Source organism: Arthrobacter silviterrae (genome assembly GCF_011045165.1).
GTDB lineage: Bacteria > Actinomycetota > Actinomycetes > Actinomycetales > Micrococcaceae > Specibacter > Specibacter silviterrae.
The window spans coordinates 1-15,857 of record NZ_JAAKZI010000022.1; the positions used below are offsets into that span (position 1 = coordinate 1).

General features: G+C 67.1%; 16 protein-coding genes. 4 read left to right on the forward strand and 12 right to left on the reverse strand.

Annotation, left to right across the window (positions count from 1 at the left end; translation table 11 throughout):
- A partial coding sequence (locus G6N77_RS12625; protein ID WP_165182524.1) for an aminobutyraldehyde dehydrogenase occupies positions 1 to 1,439 on the reverse strand: 1,439 nt, incomplete at its 3' end.
- A 137-nt stretch (positions 1,440 to 1,576) separates the two neighbouring features.
- Complete coding sequence (locus tag G6N77_RS12630) at positions 1,577 to 2,938, reverse strand: aspartate aminotransferase family protein (protein ID WP_165182525.1); 1,362 nt, start codon at positions 2,936 to 2,938, stop codon at positions 1,577 to 1,579.
- A 140-nt stretch (positions 2,939 to 3,078) separates the two neighbouring features.
- On the opposite strand from G6N77_RS12630, the gene G6N77_RS12635 reads away from it, so the two are divergent.
- On the forward strand, positions 3,079 to 4,860 hold the full coding sequence (locus G6N77_RS12635; RefSeq protein WP_306986575.1) for a PucR family transcriptional regulator: 1,782 nt from the start codon (positions 3,079 to 3,081) through the stop codon (positions 4,858 to 4,860).
- Between the two features lie 119 nt (positions 4,861 to 4,979).
- On the forward strand, positions 4,980 to 5,948 hold the full coding sequence (gene cyoE, locus G6N77_RS12640) for a heme o synthase (protein ID WP_165182526.1): 969 nt from the start codon (positions 4,980 to 4,982) through the stop codon (positions 5,946 to 5,948).
- A 37-nt stretch (positions 5,949 to 5,985) separates the two neighbouring features.
- Here cyoE and G6N77_RS12645 read toward each other — a convergent pair whose 3' ends face one another.
- The 9 genes from G6N77_RS12645 to G6N77_RS12685 form a co-directional block, all read right to left on the reverse strand.
- Entirely contained in the window at positions 5,986 to 6,360 is a 375-nt protein-coding gene (locus G6N77_RS12645) for a PASTA domain-containing protein (protein WP_165182527.1), read from the reverse strand.
- A 128-nt stretch (positions 6,361 to 6,488) separates the two neighbouring features.
- Positions 6,489 to 7,523, reverse strand: coding sequence for a HoxN/HupN/NixA family nickel/cobalt transporter (locus tag G6N77_RS12650; RefSeq protein WP_165182528.1), 1,035 nt, complete (start codon positions 7,521 to 7,523; stop codon positions 6,489 to 6,491).
- Positions 7,524 to 8,423 carry an urease accessory protein UreD gene (locus G6N77_RS12655; protein ID WP_306986572.1) on the reverse strand — a complete coding sequence of 300 codons (900 nt, stop codon included), beginning with the start codon at positions 8,421 to 8,423 and terminating at the stop codon, positions 7,524 to 7,526.
- A gap of 26 nt (positions 8,424 to 8,449) precedes the next feature.
- Entirely contained in the window at positions 8,450 to 9,064 is a 615-nt protein-coding gene (gene ureG / locus G6N77_RS12660; protein WP_165182529.1) for an urease accessory protein UreG, read from the reverse strand.
- 139 nt (positions 9,065 to 9,203) lie between these two features.
- Positions 9,204 to 9,893, reverse strand: a complete 690-nt coding sequence (locus G6N77_RS12665) for an urease accessory protein UreF (protein WP_165182585.1) — start codon at positions 9,891 to 9,893, stop codon at positions 9,204 to 9,206.
- 8 nt (positions 9,894 to 9,901) lie between these two features.
- The gene (ureE, locus tag G6N77_RS12670) at positions 9,902 to 10,396 is read right to left on the reverse strand and encodes an urease accessory protein UreE (protein ID WP_165182530.1); all 495 of its coding nucleotides are present in this window, start codon (positions 10,394 to 10,396) and stop codon (positions 9,902 to 9,904) included.
- An 11-nt stretch (positions 10,397 to 10,407) separates the two neighbouring features.
- Positions 10,408 to 12,120 carry an urease subunit alpha gene (ureC, locus tag G6N77_RS12675; RefSeq protein ID WP_165182531.1) on the reverse strand — a complete coding sequence of 571 codons (1,713 nt, stop codon included), beginning with the start codon at positions 12,118 to 12,120 and terminating at the stop codon, positions 10,408 to 10,410.
- A complete protein-coding gene (locus G6N77_RS12680; RefSeq protein ID WP_165182532.1) occupies positions 12,117 to 12,470 on the reverse strand; it encodes an urease subunit beta in 354 nt (117 codons plus the stop codon). Before G6N77_RS12680 ends, ureC begins: the two co-directional genes overlap by 4 nt.
- A 53-nt stretch (positions 12,471 to 12,523) precedes the next feature.
- Positions 12,524 to 12,826 carry an urease subunit gamma gene (locus tag G6N77_RS12685; protein ID WP_165182533.1) on the reverse strand — a complete coding sequence of 101 codons (303 nt, stop codon included), beginning with the start codon at positions 12,824 to 12,826 and terminating at the stop codon, positions 12,524 to 12,526.
- A gap of 207 nt (positions 12,827 to 13,033) precedes the next feature.
- Between G6N77_RS12685 and G6N77_RS12690 the strand changes: the two genes are divergently transcribed.
- The gene (locus tag G6N77_RS12690; protein ID WP_165182534.1) at positions 13,034 to 13,642 is read left to right on the forward strand and encodes a hypothetical protein; all 609 of its coding nucleotides are present in this window, start codon (positions 13,034 to 13,036) and stop codon (positions 13,640 to 13,642) included.
- Here G6N77_RS12690 and G6N77_RS19930 read toward each other — a convergent pair.
- Positions 13,639 to 14,067, reverse strand: a complete 429-nt coding sequence (locus G6N77_RS19930) for a universal stress protein (protein ID WP_306986565.1) — start codon at positions 14,065 to 14,067, stop codon at positions 13,639 to 13,641. The two genes, G6N77_RS12690 and G6N77_RS19930, sit on opposite strands and share 4 nt — an antisense overlap.
- Positions 14,068 to 14,206: 139 nt before the next feature.
- On the opposite strand from G6N77_RS19930, the gene G6N77_RS12700 reads away from it, so the two are divergent.
- A complete protein-coding gene (locus G6N77_RS12700; protein ID WP_165182536.1) occupies positions 14,207 to 15,856 on the forward strand; it encodes a S53 family peptidase in 1,650 nt (549 codons plus the stop codon).
- Position 15,857 lies beyond the last annotated feature (1 nt).

Genomic DNA, 15,857 nt, shown 5'->3' on the forward strand with positions numbered 1-15,857 from the left:
TCGCGCTCAAGGTTCACCATGACGTGCTTGACGCGGGTGTAGTCCTCAAGGGCGTACATCGACAGGTCCTTGCCGTGGCCCGAGTGCTTGAAGCCGCCGTGGGGCAGTTCCGCGCTGATCGTGAGGTGGTCGTTGATCCAGACGGCGCCAAAGTCCAGCTGCCGGCTCAGGTCCAGCGCGCGGGCCACGTCGCGGGTCCAGACGCTCGAGGACAGCCCAAAGGGAACATCGTTGGCCCACTCGACGGCCTGCTCCTCCGAGTCAAATGCCTGGACGGTGATGACCGGACCAAAGATTTCCTCCTGGATGGCGGCATCGTGCTGAAGCAGCCCGGCGACCACCGTGGGCTCATAGAAGTAGCCCCCACGGTCAATCGTGTGCCCTCCCGTGAGGACCCTGGCGTGCGCCGGCAGGGCATCCACCACGGCGGCCACGCGGGCCAGCTGGGCCGCGTTGTTCAGCGGACCCATGTCTGCGTGGTCCTCGGGTCCGCCAACGCTGTAGCCGGCGGCTTCCGCGGCCAGGGCTGCGGCAAATTCATCGTGGATGGAGGCCTCGACCAACACGCGGGTTGCCGCGGTGCAGTCCTGGCCGGCGTTGTACAGCCCCGCCATGGCGATGGTCTTGGCCGCCTTCGCAAGGTCGGCATCGGCAAACACCAGCACGGGCGCCTTTCCGCCCAGTTCAAGGTGGGTGCGCTTGAGGTCCAGCGCCGCCGACTTGGCCACGTCCATGCCTGCCCGGACACTGCCGGTGATGGAGACCAGTTCGGGGGCGGCATGCTCGACGACGGCCCGCCCCGTGTCCCTGTCGCCCGTCACGACGTTGAACACGCCGGCCGGCAGCACCTCTGCCGCCAGTTCGGCCAGGAGCAGGGTGGTCAAGGGCGTGGTGTCGGAGGGCTTGAGCACAATCGTGTTGCCACCGGCCAGGGCCGGTGCAATCTTCCAGACGGCCATCATGAGCGGATAATTCCAGGGCGTCACCTGGCCGACGACGCCGATCGGCTCCCGCCGGATGAATGAGGTCCTCCCGGGTGCGTACTCGCCGGCGGCCGAGGCGCCCATGGTGCGGGCCGCACCGGCAAAGAAGCGCAGCTGGTCCGCGCAGGGCGGCACCTGGTCCACGGCCACCATTTCGAGGGGCTGCCCGGTCTGGGCACTTTCCAGTTCAACAAATTCCGCGGCGTGCTCCTCGAGGAGGTCGGCCAGTTTCAGCAGGGCGGCCTGCCGCTCAGACGGGGTGGTCCTCCCCCAGCTCCGCGCGGCGGCGCGGGCGGCAGCGTAGGCGCGGTCGACGTCGTCGGCGTTGGCGACATCCACGACGGCGATTTCACGGCCTGTGGCGGGGTTGACCACGGATGACGTCTTCCCGCTGGCCGCCGGCACAAAGGCGCCGTTGATAATGAGTCCGCGGTTCTTGTACAGGGTGGTGGTCATTCCTGGCCTTCTTGTGGTTGCGCTGCCTGCCGGACAGGGAACGGCCGGGCTCCTGAATCCGACGGATTCAGGAGCCCCTTTACGGAATACGAAGTATTCACTCGAGTCTACAACTCATATCAACGCTGTAAAGGGCTCTAGCGCACGAACCCGTCGGCCACCGCCAATGCCTCATCAATGGCGGCCAAGCCCGTCCGCAGTTCACCCTCCGTGATGACCAGCGGCGGGCAGATGTGGATGCGGTTGTTGTTGGTCATGGGCCAGACACCGCGGGCCTTGCAGGCCGCCACGACCTCCGCCATGGGGCGTGCCGCATCGCCGGCGGCGGTGAACGGAACCAGCGGTTCACGGGTCTCCCTGTTGGTGACGAGCTCCACGGCCCAGAACAGGCCCCGGCCGCGCACCTCTCCGACGCTGGGGTGCTTTTCCACCCAGGAGTCAAGGATTGGCCGGACCACGCGGCTGCCGAGGTCGCGCACATGGGCCAGGATGCCGTCGCGCTCAAAGACCTTGAATGTTGCCACGCCGGGGGCGCAGGCCAGCGGGTGGCCGGAATACGTGAGCCCTCCAGGGTAGGCGACTTCGTCAAAGATCGCTGCGATGGCGTCGCTCATGATGACTCCGCCCAGGGGCACGTAGCCGGAGTTCACGCCCTTGGCAAAGGAGATCAGGTCGGGGATGACGTTGAAGCCGTCCACGGCAAACCACTCGCCCGTGCGCCCAAAGCCTGCCATGACTTCGTCGGCGATGTAGACGATGCCGTACTTGTCGCAGAGCGCGCGTACGCCCGGCAGGTAGCCCGGCGGCGGCACCAGGATGCCGTTGGTGCCCACCACCGTCTCGATGATGATGCCGCCAATCGTGGAGGCCCCCTCCAGCACGATGACGCTTTCCAGGTGTTCCAGCGCCCGGGCGCTCTCCTCTTCGGGGGTGCTGGAGTGGAACGGCGAACGGTAGGCGTAGGGGCCGAAGAAGTGCGCCACGGAGGCCGCGCCGGGCTCATTGGCCCATCGGCGGGGATCGCCCGTGAGCTGCATGGCCGTGGACGTGGCCCCGTGGTAGGAGCGGTACTGGGCCAGGATCTTGGACTTGCCCGTAAATTGGCGGGCCATGCGGACGGCGTTTTCATTGGCCTCGGCGCCGCCGTTGGTGAAGAAGACCTTGTTGAGCGTGCCGGGTGCCTTGGCGGCGATCAGGGCGGCCAGTTCGCCGCGGACATCGTTGGCAAACGCCGGCTGGATGGTGGCCAACTTCCCGGCCTGCTCCTGGATCGCCGCAACAAGGTCCGGGTGCTGGTGCCCCAGGTTCAGGTTGACCAGCTGTGAGCCGAAGTCCAGGTAGCGGTTGCCCTGGTAGTCCCAGAAGGTGGAGCCCAGGCCGCCTTCCACCGGCAGGGGGTCAATGGCGGCCTGGGCGGACCACGAATGCAGCACGTGGTGGCGGTCGTTGTGGCGGATGGAACTTTCGACGTCGTTCGCAACGTCAGGGCTGGCGGTCATGAATGTCTCCTTCGGTAAAACCCGCGTTTTCAGGCCTGCGGTAGTCGACCCAGGCATGGACCGCGCCAGCCAGACAATGTGTCCGACAGCTGTTGTAGGCTCCTGATAGTGATATTTGCATCCCTCGGCTGGAGCAGAGTGTGAAAAGTGAGTGGAATCCGGCCGGCGTCCGGACGGATCGTCCGGGGCTGCCGACGGTGGCCGAGGTGCTGGCCCTGCCAGTGCTGGCGGCCGGCGATGCTGAGGTGGTGGCCGGTGCTGCCGGACTGGGCCTGCCGGTGCGCTGGGTCCACGTCGTCGAGTCGCGGAACGTGGCCGGCCTGCTCGACGGCGGCGAGCTCCTGCTGGCCACCGGAGTCGGCTGGCCCGAAGGCACCCACTGGATGGCCGGATACATGGCCGAACTGGCCGCCGCCCAGGTTGCCGGGCTGGTGCTCGAGCTTGGCACGCGCTACGCGGATGTCCCGGCGGAGCTGCTTGAGCGGTGCGACGCCCATGGCCTGCCCCTGGTGGTGCTGCACCGCCGGGTCAAGTTTGTCAGCGTCACCGAATCGGTGCATGGGCGCATCATCGCCGAACAAATGGCGGCACTGCAGGCCCGTGACGAGGTCCACGCACTGTTTTCGGAACTAAGCCTGCGCGGCTCTCCCGCCGACTACATCGTGGCCCAGCTCGGGGCAGTCCTCGGCTGTCCCGTGGTCCTGGAGGACATGGCGCATCAGGTGGTTGCCTTCGACACGGCCGGACTTGACGAGCACACCCTGCTTGACGGCTGGGAAATGCGCGCCCGTGCCGCCCACCGCGCCCGCCCGGGGGACGCCGCGGATTCCTGGCACGACGCACGCACTTCCGTCCTGGGTTCGGAGGGCTGGCTGGTCACTCCGGTCGAAGCCCGCGGCACCCGCTGGGGCTGGCTGATCGCGTTCGACGGCGCACCCCACCCCGCCGGGCGGGCACTGGTGCTGGAACAGGCCGCCGTGGCACTTTCGCTGAGCCGGCTCGCCGACGGTTCGGCGGAAAACTGGACGCCCGCCAGCCAGCACTGGCTGCTTTCCTCCCTGCTGCAGGGACGGTACCGCAGTGAAACAACCCTGCGGGCCCGCTTCGAGGCAATGGGCCTGCCCGTCACGAACCGTCGCCTGTGCGGACTGGCTGTACGTGCACCTAAATCCTTGGGCGCTGGTACACGGGTGCGGTCGGGAGCAGCCGGGGGCGGGCTCCCACCCATCGGGGCCGGACCGAACGCCTGCTTCCGGTGGCCCTCCGCAGCCGACGTGTCCCGGCTGGCACGTTCAATGGGCGCCAGTGCCGTGGCTGGCAGGGTTGATGCCCAGGACGGCCGGCTGCTGCTGGTTGCCGTCTCCGTGCCCGGACCCGGCACCGGCCGGCCCGGACCGGACGCCGCGGTCGACTCCTTTGCCGTCAGGCTGCATGGGCTCATCCGCGGCGTGGGGGACTCCGCGGGGCCGCCCACCATGGCTGCGGGCGCCGTCGTCGAGCAGGTGGGTGCGCTGGCGGACTCCCTGCAGGAAGCCGTGGAAGTACTGGGCCCCCTCCCTGACGGCGGCGCCGGGCCGGCCCTGCTCCACCGCCAGGGAGCGAAAGGCCTGCGCCGGCTGGTCAGCCAGCTGCGCAGCGACCCGCGCCTGCAGTCATACCTGGAGCGCAGCCTCGGCACTCTCCTCGAACACGACGCCCGCCACGGCACCGACCTGTTGCCCGTGCTGAGCGCCTACCTGGCCCATCCGGGCAACCGGACGCTCGCCGCCGCCAACAGCCACCTCTCACGGTCCGTGTTCTACCAGCGGCTGGACCTCATTGGCGGCCTGCTCGGCGCCGACTTGGCCGACGGGGAGGTCATTGCAGGGCTGCAGGCGGCGGTCATGGCGTGGGAGGCCACGCGGACCCAACAGCGGCCCTAGCCACCGCCGGGTGCTGCGCCCTTCACATGAGCCGGTAGTGGCCACGATCACACGGCCGGGCGTGGGCGCCTCCATGCCGATAAACTGGCCGGACCACCCCCTGATTGGAGTTCATGCGCATGTCCCCGCGAGGTTCCGAGCCCCCACCCGCCAGCGGGGACGGCACATCCCGGATCGACGGCACCGACAGCGCACTGGCCTCACGGGCCACGGGCACCTCCTGGCGGGATTCGGTGCTTCGCTACTACTCACTGGCCAAGCCGGGCGTGCTGTACGGCAACGTCCTCACTGCCGCGGCGGGGTTCCTCTTCGCCAGCCCAGGGCACATTGACTGGCTGCTGTTTCTGGCGGTATGCGCGGGCACCACCTTGGTCATTGCCTCCGCCTGCGTTGTGAACAACGTGCTTGACCGCGACATCGACTCCGTGATGGAGCGGACCAGGAAGCGCGCCACCGTCACGGGCCATGTCCAGGCTCGCAATGCCGTCATTTATTCAGTGCTGCTGGGCCTTGCCGGCATGTCGGTGCTCATGGCCTGGACCAACTGGCTGGTGGTGGCCGTGGGGCTGGGCGGCTACCTGGCCTACGTGGTGCTCTACGGCATGCTGTCCAAAAGGATGTCAGTCCACGGCACGCTGGTGGGCAGCATTTCCGGGGCCGCTCCGATCCTGGGCGGATATGTGGGAGCCGCCGGGGAGCTCAACGCCGGCGCCGCCATTGCGTTCCTCATGCTGTTCTTTTGGCAGATGCCCGCGTTCTATTCAATTTCCATCTATCGTCACGATGAGTACGCGCAGGCCGGGGTGCCCGTCATTTCCGTGGTGCGCGGCATCGCCAACACCACGGAACAGATACTCGCCTACACCGTGGTGTTTGTGGCCGTCTCCCTGCTCCCCCAGCCGTTCGGCTACACGGGCTGGAGCTATACCGCCGTCATGGGTTTGCTGGGCCTGGGCTGGATCGCCCTTGGCATCCGGGGACTGAAGGCTGAACGCCCCGCGAGGTGGTCGCGCCTGATGTTCCGCTACTCCCTGGTCATGATGACGGCCCTTTCCGTCATGCTGGCCGCTGGGCCACGCCTGCCCTAGCGGCGGCGTGGCCCGCAGGCTCCCTCAATTCTGTGGCCTACTTGGCTGCCTTGCCCTGCTTGGCGTACTCTTCCTGCGTCACGGTGAGTGCCACCTTCACGTAGGATGCATCGGTCATGGTGCCGGCAGCAGGATCCGTGGAGGCAACCTTGGCGTCGGCCCAGGGGTTTCCTTCAATCCACCTCGCGCCGGTCTTGTCGACCAGCTGGGCGAAGAAGTTTTCCTTGACCAGGGTCTCGTACGCTTCCTGGTACGTCATCCCAACAACGTTGGGAACTGCACGCTTCGCCTGCGTTGCGGCAGTGGTTTCGCTGGGCGTCCCGCTGGAAGTCGCGGCGGGTGCATTGGTACCGCAGGCGGCCAGGGTGGCAACCAGGATTGCGGCGGCGGACAACTGAATAATTTTCCTCATGGGCCTAACTTGATCGTCAAATTGCGTGGCGGATGCAAAGCCCCGCCAGGGATAATTCCAACCATCAATCCTAGGGTCACGACATCCGTTGCACGGCACCCAGAGCCTGATTTATGCGGCACATCACACTACTGGCGGCCCTTCCGCCAGCCCAGCGCGGCAATGCCCCACACCGCCAGGAACAGCCCCACCAGCAGCAGCCCTGCATGGCCAAGGTCCACGGTGGCCAGCCAGGTGGTGACGGGATCGCTCAGGCCCAGGACTTCGTGGACGATCGCGGCGATGGTCAGTGCGGAGATGAACAGTGCCGACGTTGCCGACAGGCCGGTGATGACCATGTTGAAGCCGATGCGGCGGGCCGGGTGCATGACGGCGGAGCGGTACATTTTCATCATGGCCATGCCGTTGGCCGTGTCGCACAAGGTCATGGCGGCGGTGAATGCGAGGGGCAGGGCCAGCAGTGCGGCAACGGAAACGCCTGCCAGCGCGGCGGAGGCCGTCAGCAGCAGGAACGCGATCGTTGAGGCCGTGTCGAAGCCCAGGCCGAACAGGAAGCCCAGCACGTAAATGTCGCGGGGGCGCTTCACGCGGGACAGCGGCTTGTCCAGGAGGCGGGCCACCATGCCCGTGGGCGCCAGTTCATCGTCCGCAACAGCCCCTCCCCCGCGAATCCGCCGGAACAGCTCATTGGCCTTCAGGAACGCGGAACCGTTGAACAACCCGATTGCCAGCAGGAAGAGGGCGGAGACGCTGGACCCGAACAGGGCCAGCGCCACGTTCGGAGCGGATCCTTGATGCAGCACGGCCCCCATGATGCCGGCACCGCTGACCACCAGCACCCCGGCCACCATGACGACGGAACTGTGCCCCAGGCTGAAGGCAAAGCCCACGCTGACCGGCGCCCTGCCCTGGGAAGCAAATTTCCTGCTGGAATTGTCGATCGCAGCAATGTGGTCCCAGTCGTAGCTGTGCTTCACACCGGCCAAATAGGCCGTGACCACCAGGCCGAAGGCCAGCGGATGCACATCCGTCATCAGTGAAAACACCATGAGTCCCGCCACGACGGCGTGCAGCACGGCCACCGCCAGGAACGTGGCACCCACCCTGCGGGCGAGCGGAAGCTTCTCCCGTTCCAGATATCCCAGGCGGGCAGGGGCGGTCATCTAATATTTCCTCAAGTTCAGGGGTTCCTGGCCGTGCCAGCGCTTCCGGAGAAGGTCGACGGCGGCGCCCAGCATGGCATTCAATTGTTCCGTTGAGCGGGACAATGCCCGCAGCGCCAGGCCCGGGCCGTCCAACAGCGTGACCCCCAGCCGGCCGCCGTCGTCCTTGGGTGCCAGCAGCGCATGGAGGTCATCGGCGAGGGTGGAATTGACGCGGGCGTCCACCACCAGCAGGGAGCCCAGGTGGGTGCAGGCGCCCATGAAGGCGCTGCCGTCCACGGGCGAGCCGGAACCGGGGCGGATCAGCAAGTTGTCCAGCACCGTCAGCCGGCCGCCAATGGAGATCTCGTTGCGCAGGCGGATTTCGTCGTAGCGGAAGTATCCGCCGTCGGGCGACCAGCCGGGTGTCACCACCTCAGCCATGACAAGCGACGCCGTCGGATCCATGTCCACGCAGGTGACCTGGCCGTAGCTGGCTTCGCGGTAGGCGATGAGCGGATCGGGCAGCAGTTCCAGCCGCGAACCGGCGCCGAGGCTGATGCGCATGTGCTGCTCGGCCCGGTCGTTGGGCGTGCGGTAGATCTTCGTTGCCGACTGTGTGGTCAGCAGCAGGTCCGCCCCGGGCGCAACATCAAGCTCGATCAGGTACCTGTCGCCGCCAAGATACGCGCCTCCCGGGTTGATGACCACGTAGCAGACCTGGCCGGATTCATCGAGGTAGTGGGGGCGCAGGATCCGCAGCGCGCCGTCATGGTGCTGGCGCACGGCGATGGAACGGCCGTTGCGGCGGGCAACGTCCAATGACAAGGTGCCGGCCCACTCCCCCACGGCTCCAAGACGCCCCACAGCGGGGCTTGCCTGGGTCTCGACAAGCTCGACCACCGGAGCAAGCTCGACCACGGGGGCAGACTCGACCACCGGAGCCCCTAGTTCGCCAGGTCCAGCATGAGCACGTCACGCTTGAGCCAGTTGATCACGTGTTCCAGGCCGTCGTCGGTCTTCAGGTTGGTGAAGCAGTAGGGCTTGTGGCCGCGGAATTCGAGGGTGTCGGCCTCCATGACGGACAGGTCCGCGCCCACGTAGGGTGCCAGGTCCGTCTTGTTGATGACGAAGAGGTCGGACTTGATCATGCCCTGTCCCGCCTTGCGCGGAATCTTCTCCCCTTGGGCTACGTCAATGATGTAGATGGAGAAATCCACCAGTTCCGGGCTGAACGTGGCGGAGAGGTTGTCGCCCCCCGACTCGATGAATATCACCTGCAGGTCCTGGTGCCGCGCCTCCAGTTCCGCCACGGCAGCCGAGTTCATCGATGTGTCCTCGCGGATGGCGGTGTGCGGGCATCCTCCGGTCTCAATGCCGATGATCCGGTCCAGCGGCAGCACGCCGTTCGCGGCCAGGATCTTCGCATCCTCGATGGTGTAGATGTCGTTCGTGATCGCCGCGCAGGAGACCTGCCCGTCCAGTGCGCGGGTCAGGCGCTCCACGAGCTGGGTCTTGCCGGCGCCCACCGGGCCGCCAATGCCAATCCTGATCGGTTTCATGTGTGTCTCCTTGTGTCAATGTTTGCGGTGTTCGGTGTGGTCCCCGGAAGGTGATGGAGCGTCGGGGGAAAGACCCCGAAAAGTGAGGGAGCGTCGATGGAATGACCCCGAAAAGTGAGGGAGCGTCGGGTTGGGGGGGTCAGGACATGAACATTCGGGCCCGCTGGCGCTCATGCTGCATTTGGGCGATTTCAAGGCCCGGTGCCGTCACGCCGAAGTCCTCGCGCCCCAGCGTTTGGACACGCACGACGGCGTCCCGCACCTCCCGGTGCGCAGCGGCAAGGACACGCTGGCCGGCGTTTTGGCCGAGCGGGATGCCGCGGATGGCATTTTGGGTCAGCGAGGTGGCGGCGGAAAACAGGTAGCTGGCCAGCAGTTCCGCCAGCGGGACACCGAGGGACTTTCCGGCCACGGCATACGCGAGGGCGGGGTGGCCCGCGCAGTCGCCACTGGCCACGGCGTCGGCGTAGCACTGAAGTTCGGGGGACGGCGCCACGGCGAGGGCGATGTCCAGCATGCGCGCGCCCATCTTCACCCCTGCCTCGCGGATTTCCCGCGGCAGTGCTGAAGCATGCAGTTCCCGGTCCACGCGGAACAGTTCCGCCGGGGTGTCCGCTTCGCAGGCTAGGCGGATGGCCAGGCCGTCGCTGTGGACCAGCTGGATCCGGATGAACTGGGTGAGCCAGTCGGCGAACGTGGCTTCGTCACGGACCTCTCCCCGGTGCAGGCTGGTTTCCAGCCCCAGTGAGTGGCTGAATGCGCCGGTGGGAAGTGCCGAGTCGCTGAGCTGGAGCAGCGGCAGCAGGTAGGTGGGCGCGGCTGCAGGCATGGCGGGCATCAGTGGGTGTGTTCGGCGTGCCGGAACGGCACGGGCATGATGCGTTCCTGCCGGGAGTACTGCACGCCCACGTGCTTGAGGTAGTCCTCCACCGTGTGGTCGTAGGCCAGCACCATGACCTGGGCGCCGTATTCGCTGTCCTCTCCGAAGAACTGTGCCTGCATGTGCCGGTTGCCCAGATTGTGCGCCACCACGCCCATTTCCCGGATGGAGCCGGGGGCGATCACGAGGACGTCCGTGTGCTCCACGGAGATGACGATTGCCCCGGTGGCGTCGAGGTGGAGCACGTCGCCGTCACGGAGGTCCGGCGCGTGGCCGCCGTCGAGCATGATGCCCAGTTCCCTGCCATGGTCAGTGGTGACGCGCTGGATGCGCTTGACCAGGGCCGCGGAGGGCAGCACCACTTTCTCCTCGTGCAGCCCGGCAAGAACGGCGGGGTCAAAGGTGTCCGTGGCGGGGTCGAACTTATTGCCAAGTATGGCGCTGATGATCAATGGTTCTCCTTCTAAAACAGGAAGTAGCGCTGGGCCATGGGCAGCACGGCTGAGGGCTCGGCCGTGACCACTTCGCCATCCACCCGGACCTCATAGGTTTCGGGATCCACTTCGATGTCAGGCATTTCGCCGTTGTGCTTCATATCCGCCTTGGTGAGGTTGCGGATGCCGTGGCAGGCCCGGACCTCGTGCTGCAGGCCCAGCTGCGCGGGGACGCCGGCGTCAATGGCCGCCTGGGACATGAAGGTGATGGACGAAGAATGCACCGCACGGCCCAGTGCCGCGAAGTTCTGCCGCAGGGTCCGCGGCTGCGGCGTGGGGATGGACGCGTTGGGGTCGCCCATGACGCTCATGACCATCTGGCCGCCCTTGATGACCATTTCCGGCTTGACGCCGAAGAACGCCGGCTCCCACAGCACCAGGTCGGCAAACTTGCCTTCCTCGATGCTGCCCACGGAATCGGCGATGCCGTGGGCAATGGCCGGATTGATCGTGTATTTCGCAACAAAGCGCTTGAGCCGCGCATTGTCACCCACTTCAGGGTCGTCGTCGTACTTTCCGCGCTGGCGCTTCATGGCGTCGGCCACCTGCCAGGTGCGCAGCACCACCTCGCCCACGCGGCCCATGGCCTGGGAATCGGAGGAGGTGATGGAGAAGATGCCCATGTCATGGAGCACATCCTCGGCGGCGATGGTTTCCTTGCGGATGCGGGAGTCGGCGAACGCCACGTCCTCGGGGATGTCGGGGCTGAGGTGGTGGCAGACCATGAGCATGTCCAGGTGCTCGTCGATCGTGTTCACCGTATAGGGCAGGGTGGGGTTGGTCGACGCCGGCAGCACGTTGGGCAGGCCCGCCACCTTGATGATGTCGGGGGCGTGGCCGCCGCCGGCACCTTCGGTGTGGAAGGTGTGGATGACGCGCCCGCCGATGGCCGCAATGGTGTCCTCGACGAAGCCGCATTCATTGAGCGTGTCGGAGTGGATGGCCACCTGGACGTCGAATTCGTCGGCCACTTGCAGGGACATGTCTATGGAGGAGGTGGTAGCGCCCCAGTCCTCGTGGACCTTCAGCCCGATGACGCCGGCCCGGATCTGTTCGGCCAGGGGTTCCCGGGCGCTGGCGTGGCCCTTGCCCAGCAGGCCAATGTTGATGGGCATGTTGTCCACGGCCTGGAGCATTTTGGAGATGTGCCAGGCGCCGGGCGTGACGGTGGTGGCCTTGCTGGCATCGGAGGGGCCCGTGCCGCCGCCGATCAGCGTGGTGACGCCGGAGGCCAGGGCCACGGGAATCTGGTCGGAACTGACAAAGTGCACGTGCGTGTCGATGCCGCCGGCCGTGAGGATTTTGCCTTCGCCAGCGATGATGTCCGTGGCCGCGCCGATGGTGATGGTGACGCCGTCGGAGATCTGCGGGTTGCCGGCCTTGCCGATCCTGAAGATGTGACCGTCGCGCAGGGCAACATCCGCCTTGTAGATGCCCGTGTAGTCCAGCACAATCACGTTGGTGATGACGGTGTCCGGAATGTCCTCGTCCCGGACCAGCTGGCCGTTTTGGCCCATCCCGTCGCGGATCACCTTGCCGCCGCCGTAGACCACTTCCTCGCCGTACTTGGTGTGGTCGTGCTCAATTTCGGCGAACAATTCGGTGTCCGCGAGGCGGACGGCGTCCCCGGTGGTGGGGCCGTAGAGGTCCGAGTACTGCTTGCGGCTTAGTTCAAAGCTCATTTGCTGCCGTCCTGGGGTGCGCCGGGATTGGTTCCTGCCGGGGTGTCGAGCGGGCCGTTGACCTGGTCGCGGAAGCCGTGGACTTCGCGGGTGCCTGACAGCTGGATCAGCCCGACGGACTTGGCGTCGCCGGGTTCGAAGCGGACGGCAGTGCCGGCGGGGATGTCCAGGCGGCGCCCGTACGCTGCGGCACGGTCGAAGTGAAGGGCGTCATTGACTTCGGCAAAGTGGTAGTGCGAACCGACCTGGACGGGGCGGTCGCCGCGGTTCGTCACCTGTACCGTCACGGCCTCGGATGAGGCGTTGCATCGTAGGGGGTCGGTGCGCAGGACATATTCTCCGGGTATCACGGCTGGCCTTTCATCGATTGTGGAATCGCGTTGCTGGCGGCGGGGAAGCACGCCTAGCGAATGGGGTTGTGGACGGTGACCAGCTTGGTGCCGTCGGGGAACGTCGCCTCGACCTGGACATCCTTGATCATTTCGGCCACGCCGTCCATGACGTCGTCGCGGGTGAGGATGGTGCTCCCCCAGCCCATGAGGTCGGCCACCGTGCGGCCGTCCCGGGCGCCTTCGATGAGTTCGTACGTCAGGATGGCGACGGCCTCGGGATGGTTCAGCTTGAGCTTGCGGCCCTGGCGGCGCCGGGCCAAATCGGCTGCCACCACAATCATGAGTTTTTCCTGTTCACGGGGCGTCAAGTGCATGCAATTCTCCTCAGCTAAGCAACGGATATAAGTGTCCACCCGTTATCTGCGACCGGCAAGCAAACTTGCCGGGAGGCCCGTGGATTTCGCCAGATTATCAGAAGTTGAAGCCTCCATAAAATGGGACCCGGACGCCTGCCCCTGCCAGCCCTTGACCTTCCCCGGCAAAGGGCATGCAATGGAAGGTAAGGATCGGGAGGTGGCGTCATGGTGGTCGAAGCCGTGGCTCAGTTGGTGGCGGTGGCCGCCGTGGTGGTTTCCGCGACTGGAGGGACAGCCTGGCTGGTCAAGTCCCGCCCCGCCCTTGAAAAAGATCCGGACTCCGCCTTCTGGTACGGCTTTGCCGGGCTGTGCATTGTGGCGCCGGCCGTTTTGCTTACGACGGCGGCCAACCGCTGGGCAGGTGCCGCGCTGGCGGCCCTGGCAGCCGCAACGTGGCTTTTCTGTGCACGGCTCTTCGCACAGGTGCTGGCGTCCCGTGCCACCATCCGGGCGCGGCAGCTGGATGACGCCGTTCGCCATTCCCTGGCGGCCCGGCAGGATGCCGTGGCGCTGAGGTGGAGCCGTTTCGAGCTTGACCCCGCAGCGGCCATCGACTTCCCGGACATGACCGACGTCCGCGTGGCGGAAACGGCATTGCTGGCCAGGGCCATGGCCAAGGCCGAGGCACTTCGCTACGGGCCGGAACAAGCCCTTGCCGGATACAGGGAAGCCGTTGCCGCCCTGGAACAGGCCTACCGGCGCGCCGAATGGGCCGCCGTCGAAGGCCGTGGCCAGGTTTCCGGCGACGTCGCGGCTAGGCTGGCCAGCCCCTAGCGCACCACGATGACGGGGCAGTCTGCCTGGTTGATGCTCTGGGCGCTGACCGAACCCAGCAGTGTGCCCATGATGCCGCCGTGGCCGCGGCGTCCCACAACCAAGTAGCGTGCCCCGCGGCTCGCGTCGGCCAGGACCGCTGCCGCGCCTCCGCGCTCAGTGCGCGCGGACAGGGCCTGCGGCAGGACCGGGCCAAAAGCGTCCGCCAACGCCTGGTCGAGCACCCGCCGCGCCCCTTCCTCAAAGCTGCCAATGCCACGTGCCTGGTAGCTGGAGGGCTTGGCGGGCGGTTCCCAGGCGGCCACCGCCTCGACGGCCGCGCCCAGCAGTTCCGCGAGCCGGACCGCCTCCCGCAGGGCAGCCAGCGATGCCTGCGATCCGTCAACTCCAACAACAATCCGGACCGGGTTTACTGAACCATTCACGGCACTCTCCTCTGTGGGTGGGCACTCCCAGTCTCGCCGACAAGTCCGCCCGTGGCCAACTGGCCGCCACGGGCCAATGATCGTTGTTTGTGTCGGACATCGGCCGTAGCATCGCCTGTAACGACGGAAGGTGTGCACCATGAACCAGAACACTGAATCCAATCCCGCCCAGCCGGGCGCCCGCGGCAGGCATGCCGGCGAAGCCGAACAGCCACAGCTGGTTCCGCTGCCGGGCAGCACCAGGGAGCCGGCCCCGCAGGCCCTCCACCGTCCGGCCGCCGCGGAGGCCGGCTTCGAGGCCCTCTACAACGAGGAAATTTCCGTCACCCTGGTGTTGCGCCGCGCGCAGCCTGTTCCGGACGAAGCGCTGGGCAGGATCCTCTCGCGCACCGAGCTGGCCGCCTATGGCGCCTCGCCGGCCGACGTCGAACTGGCCACCTCCACCATGACCAGGATCGGCGCACAGGTCACGGAGGTGGATGCAGCATCACGCAGGATCCGCATCACCGGACAGGTGGGCCTGCTGTGCACCATCTTCGGCACCCGCCTGGAGCCCGTGTCCAGCGTGGCGCCGGACCAGCAAACGGTGGCGCACCGGCACCGTACCGGCGGCCTCAGCATCCCCGCAGCCCTGGAGGGGGTGGTGGTGGCGGTCCTGGGGCTCGACGACAGGCCCACCGCCCGCGCCCAGTTTCACTTCGCCCCGGCCGCCGCAGGATCCGTAAGCTACACGCCCCTGGACCTGGGCCGCGTGTACAACTTTCCGGCCGGCACCGACGGCACGGGACAAGTGATCGCGATCCTGGAACTGGGAGGGGGCTTTGCCGCCGCAGACCTCGACGCCTACTTCGGCTCCCTCGGCATCCAAGGCCCGGCCGTAACTGCCATCGGGGTGGACGGCGCAGCCAACGCCCCCGGCCAGGACCCCCAAGGGGCCGACGGCGAGGTCCTCCTCGACATCGAGGTTGCGGGTGCCCTGGCGCCCGGGGCTGCCATCAAGGTGTACTTTGCCCCGAACACGGATGCCGGATTCCTCGATGCCTTGAGCCAGGCCGCCCACGACTCCCCCGCCCCGGCCGCCATCAGCATCAGCTGGGGCCAGAGCGAGGACGCGTGGACGGCACAGGCCAAAACCGCCTTTGACAACGCCCTGGTCGACGCAGCCCTGCTCGGTGTGACGGTAACGGTGGCGGCGGGTGACAACGGCTCCGCCGACAACGCCGGCGACGGGCGCAACCACGCCGATTTCCCGGCGTCGAGCCCGCATGCGCTCGCCTGCGGCGGCACACGGCTTTCGGCGGATCCGGTGACGGGGGCGGTGAACTCGGAGACCGTCTGGAACGACTCCAGCCACTCAGCCACCGGCGGCGGGGTCAGTGATGCCTTCCCGCTGCCCGCCTGGCAGCAGCACGTCACAGTGCTTTCGGGCGCCGGGCCAGCGTCGGTTCCCCAGGGGCGCGGCGTCCCCGACGTTGCCGCGGTGGCCGATCCGCAAACCGGCTACCGGGTGAGGGTGGACGGCAGCGACATGGTCATTGGCGGGACCAGTGCCGTGGCTCCCCTGTGGGCCGCCCTCATTGCCCGGCTGGCCCAGTCACGCGGCAAGGGGCTGGGGCTGCTGCAGCCGGCCCTCTACGGCCTGTCCGGCGGCGGCGCAGCCACTCCGGGCTTCCGCGACATCACCGACGGCAACAACGGCAGCTACCACGCCACGCCGGGCTGGGACGCCTGCACGGGCCTTGGCGTGCCGGACGGAACCGCACTGCTGGCCGCCCTCCCGAAGGCCTAGC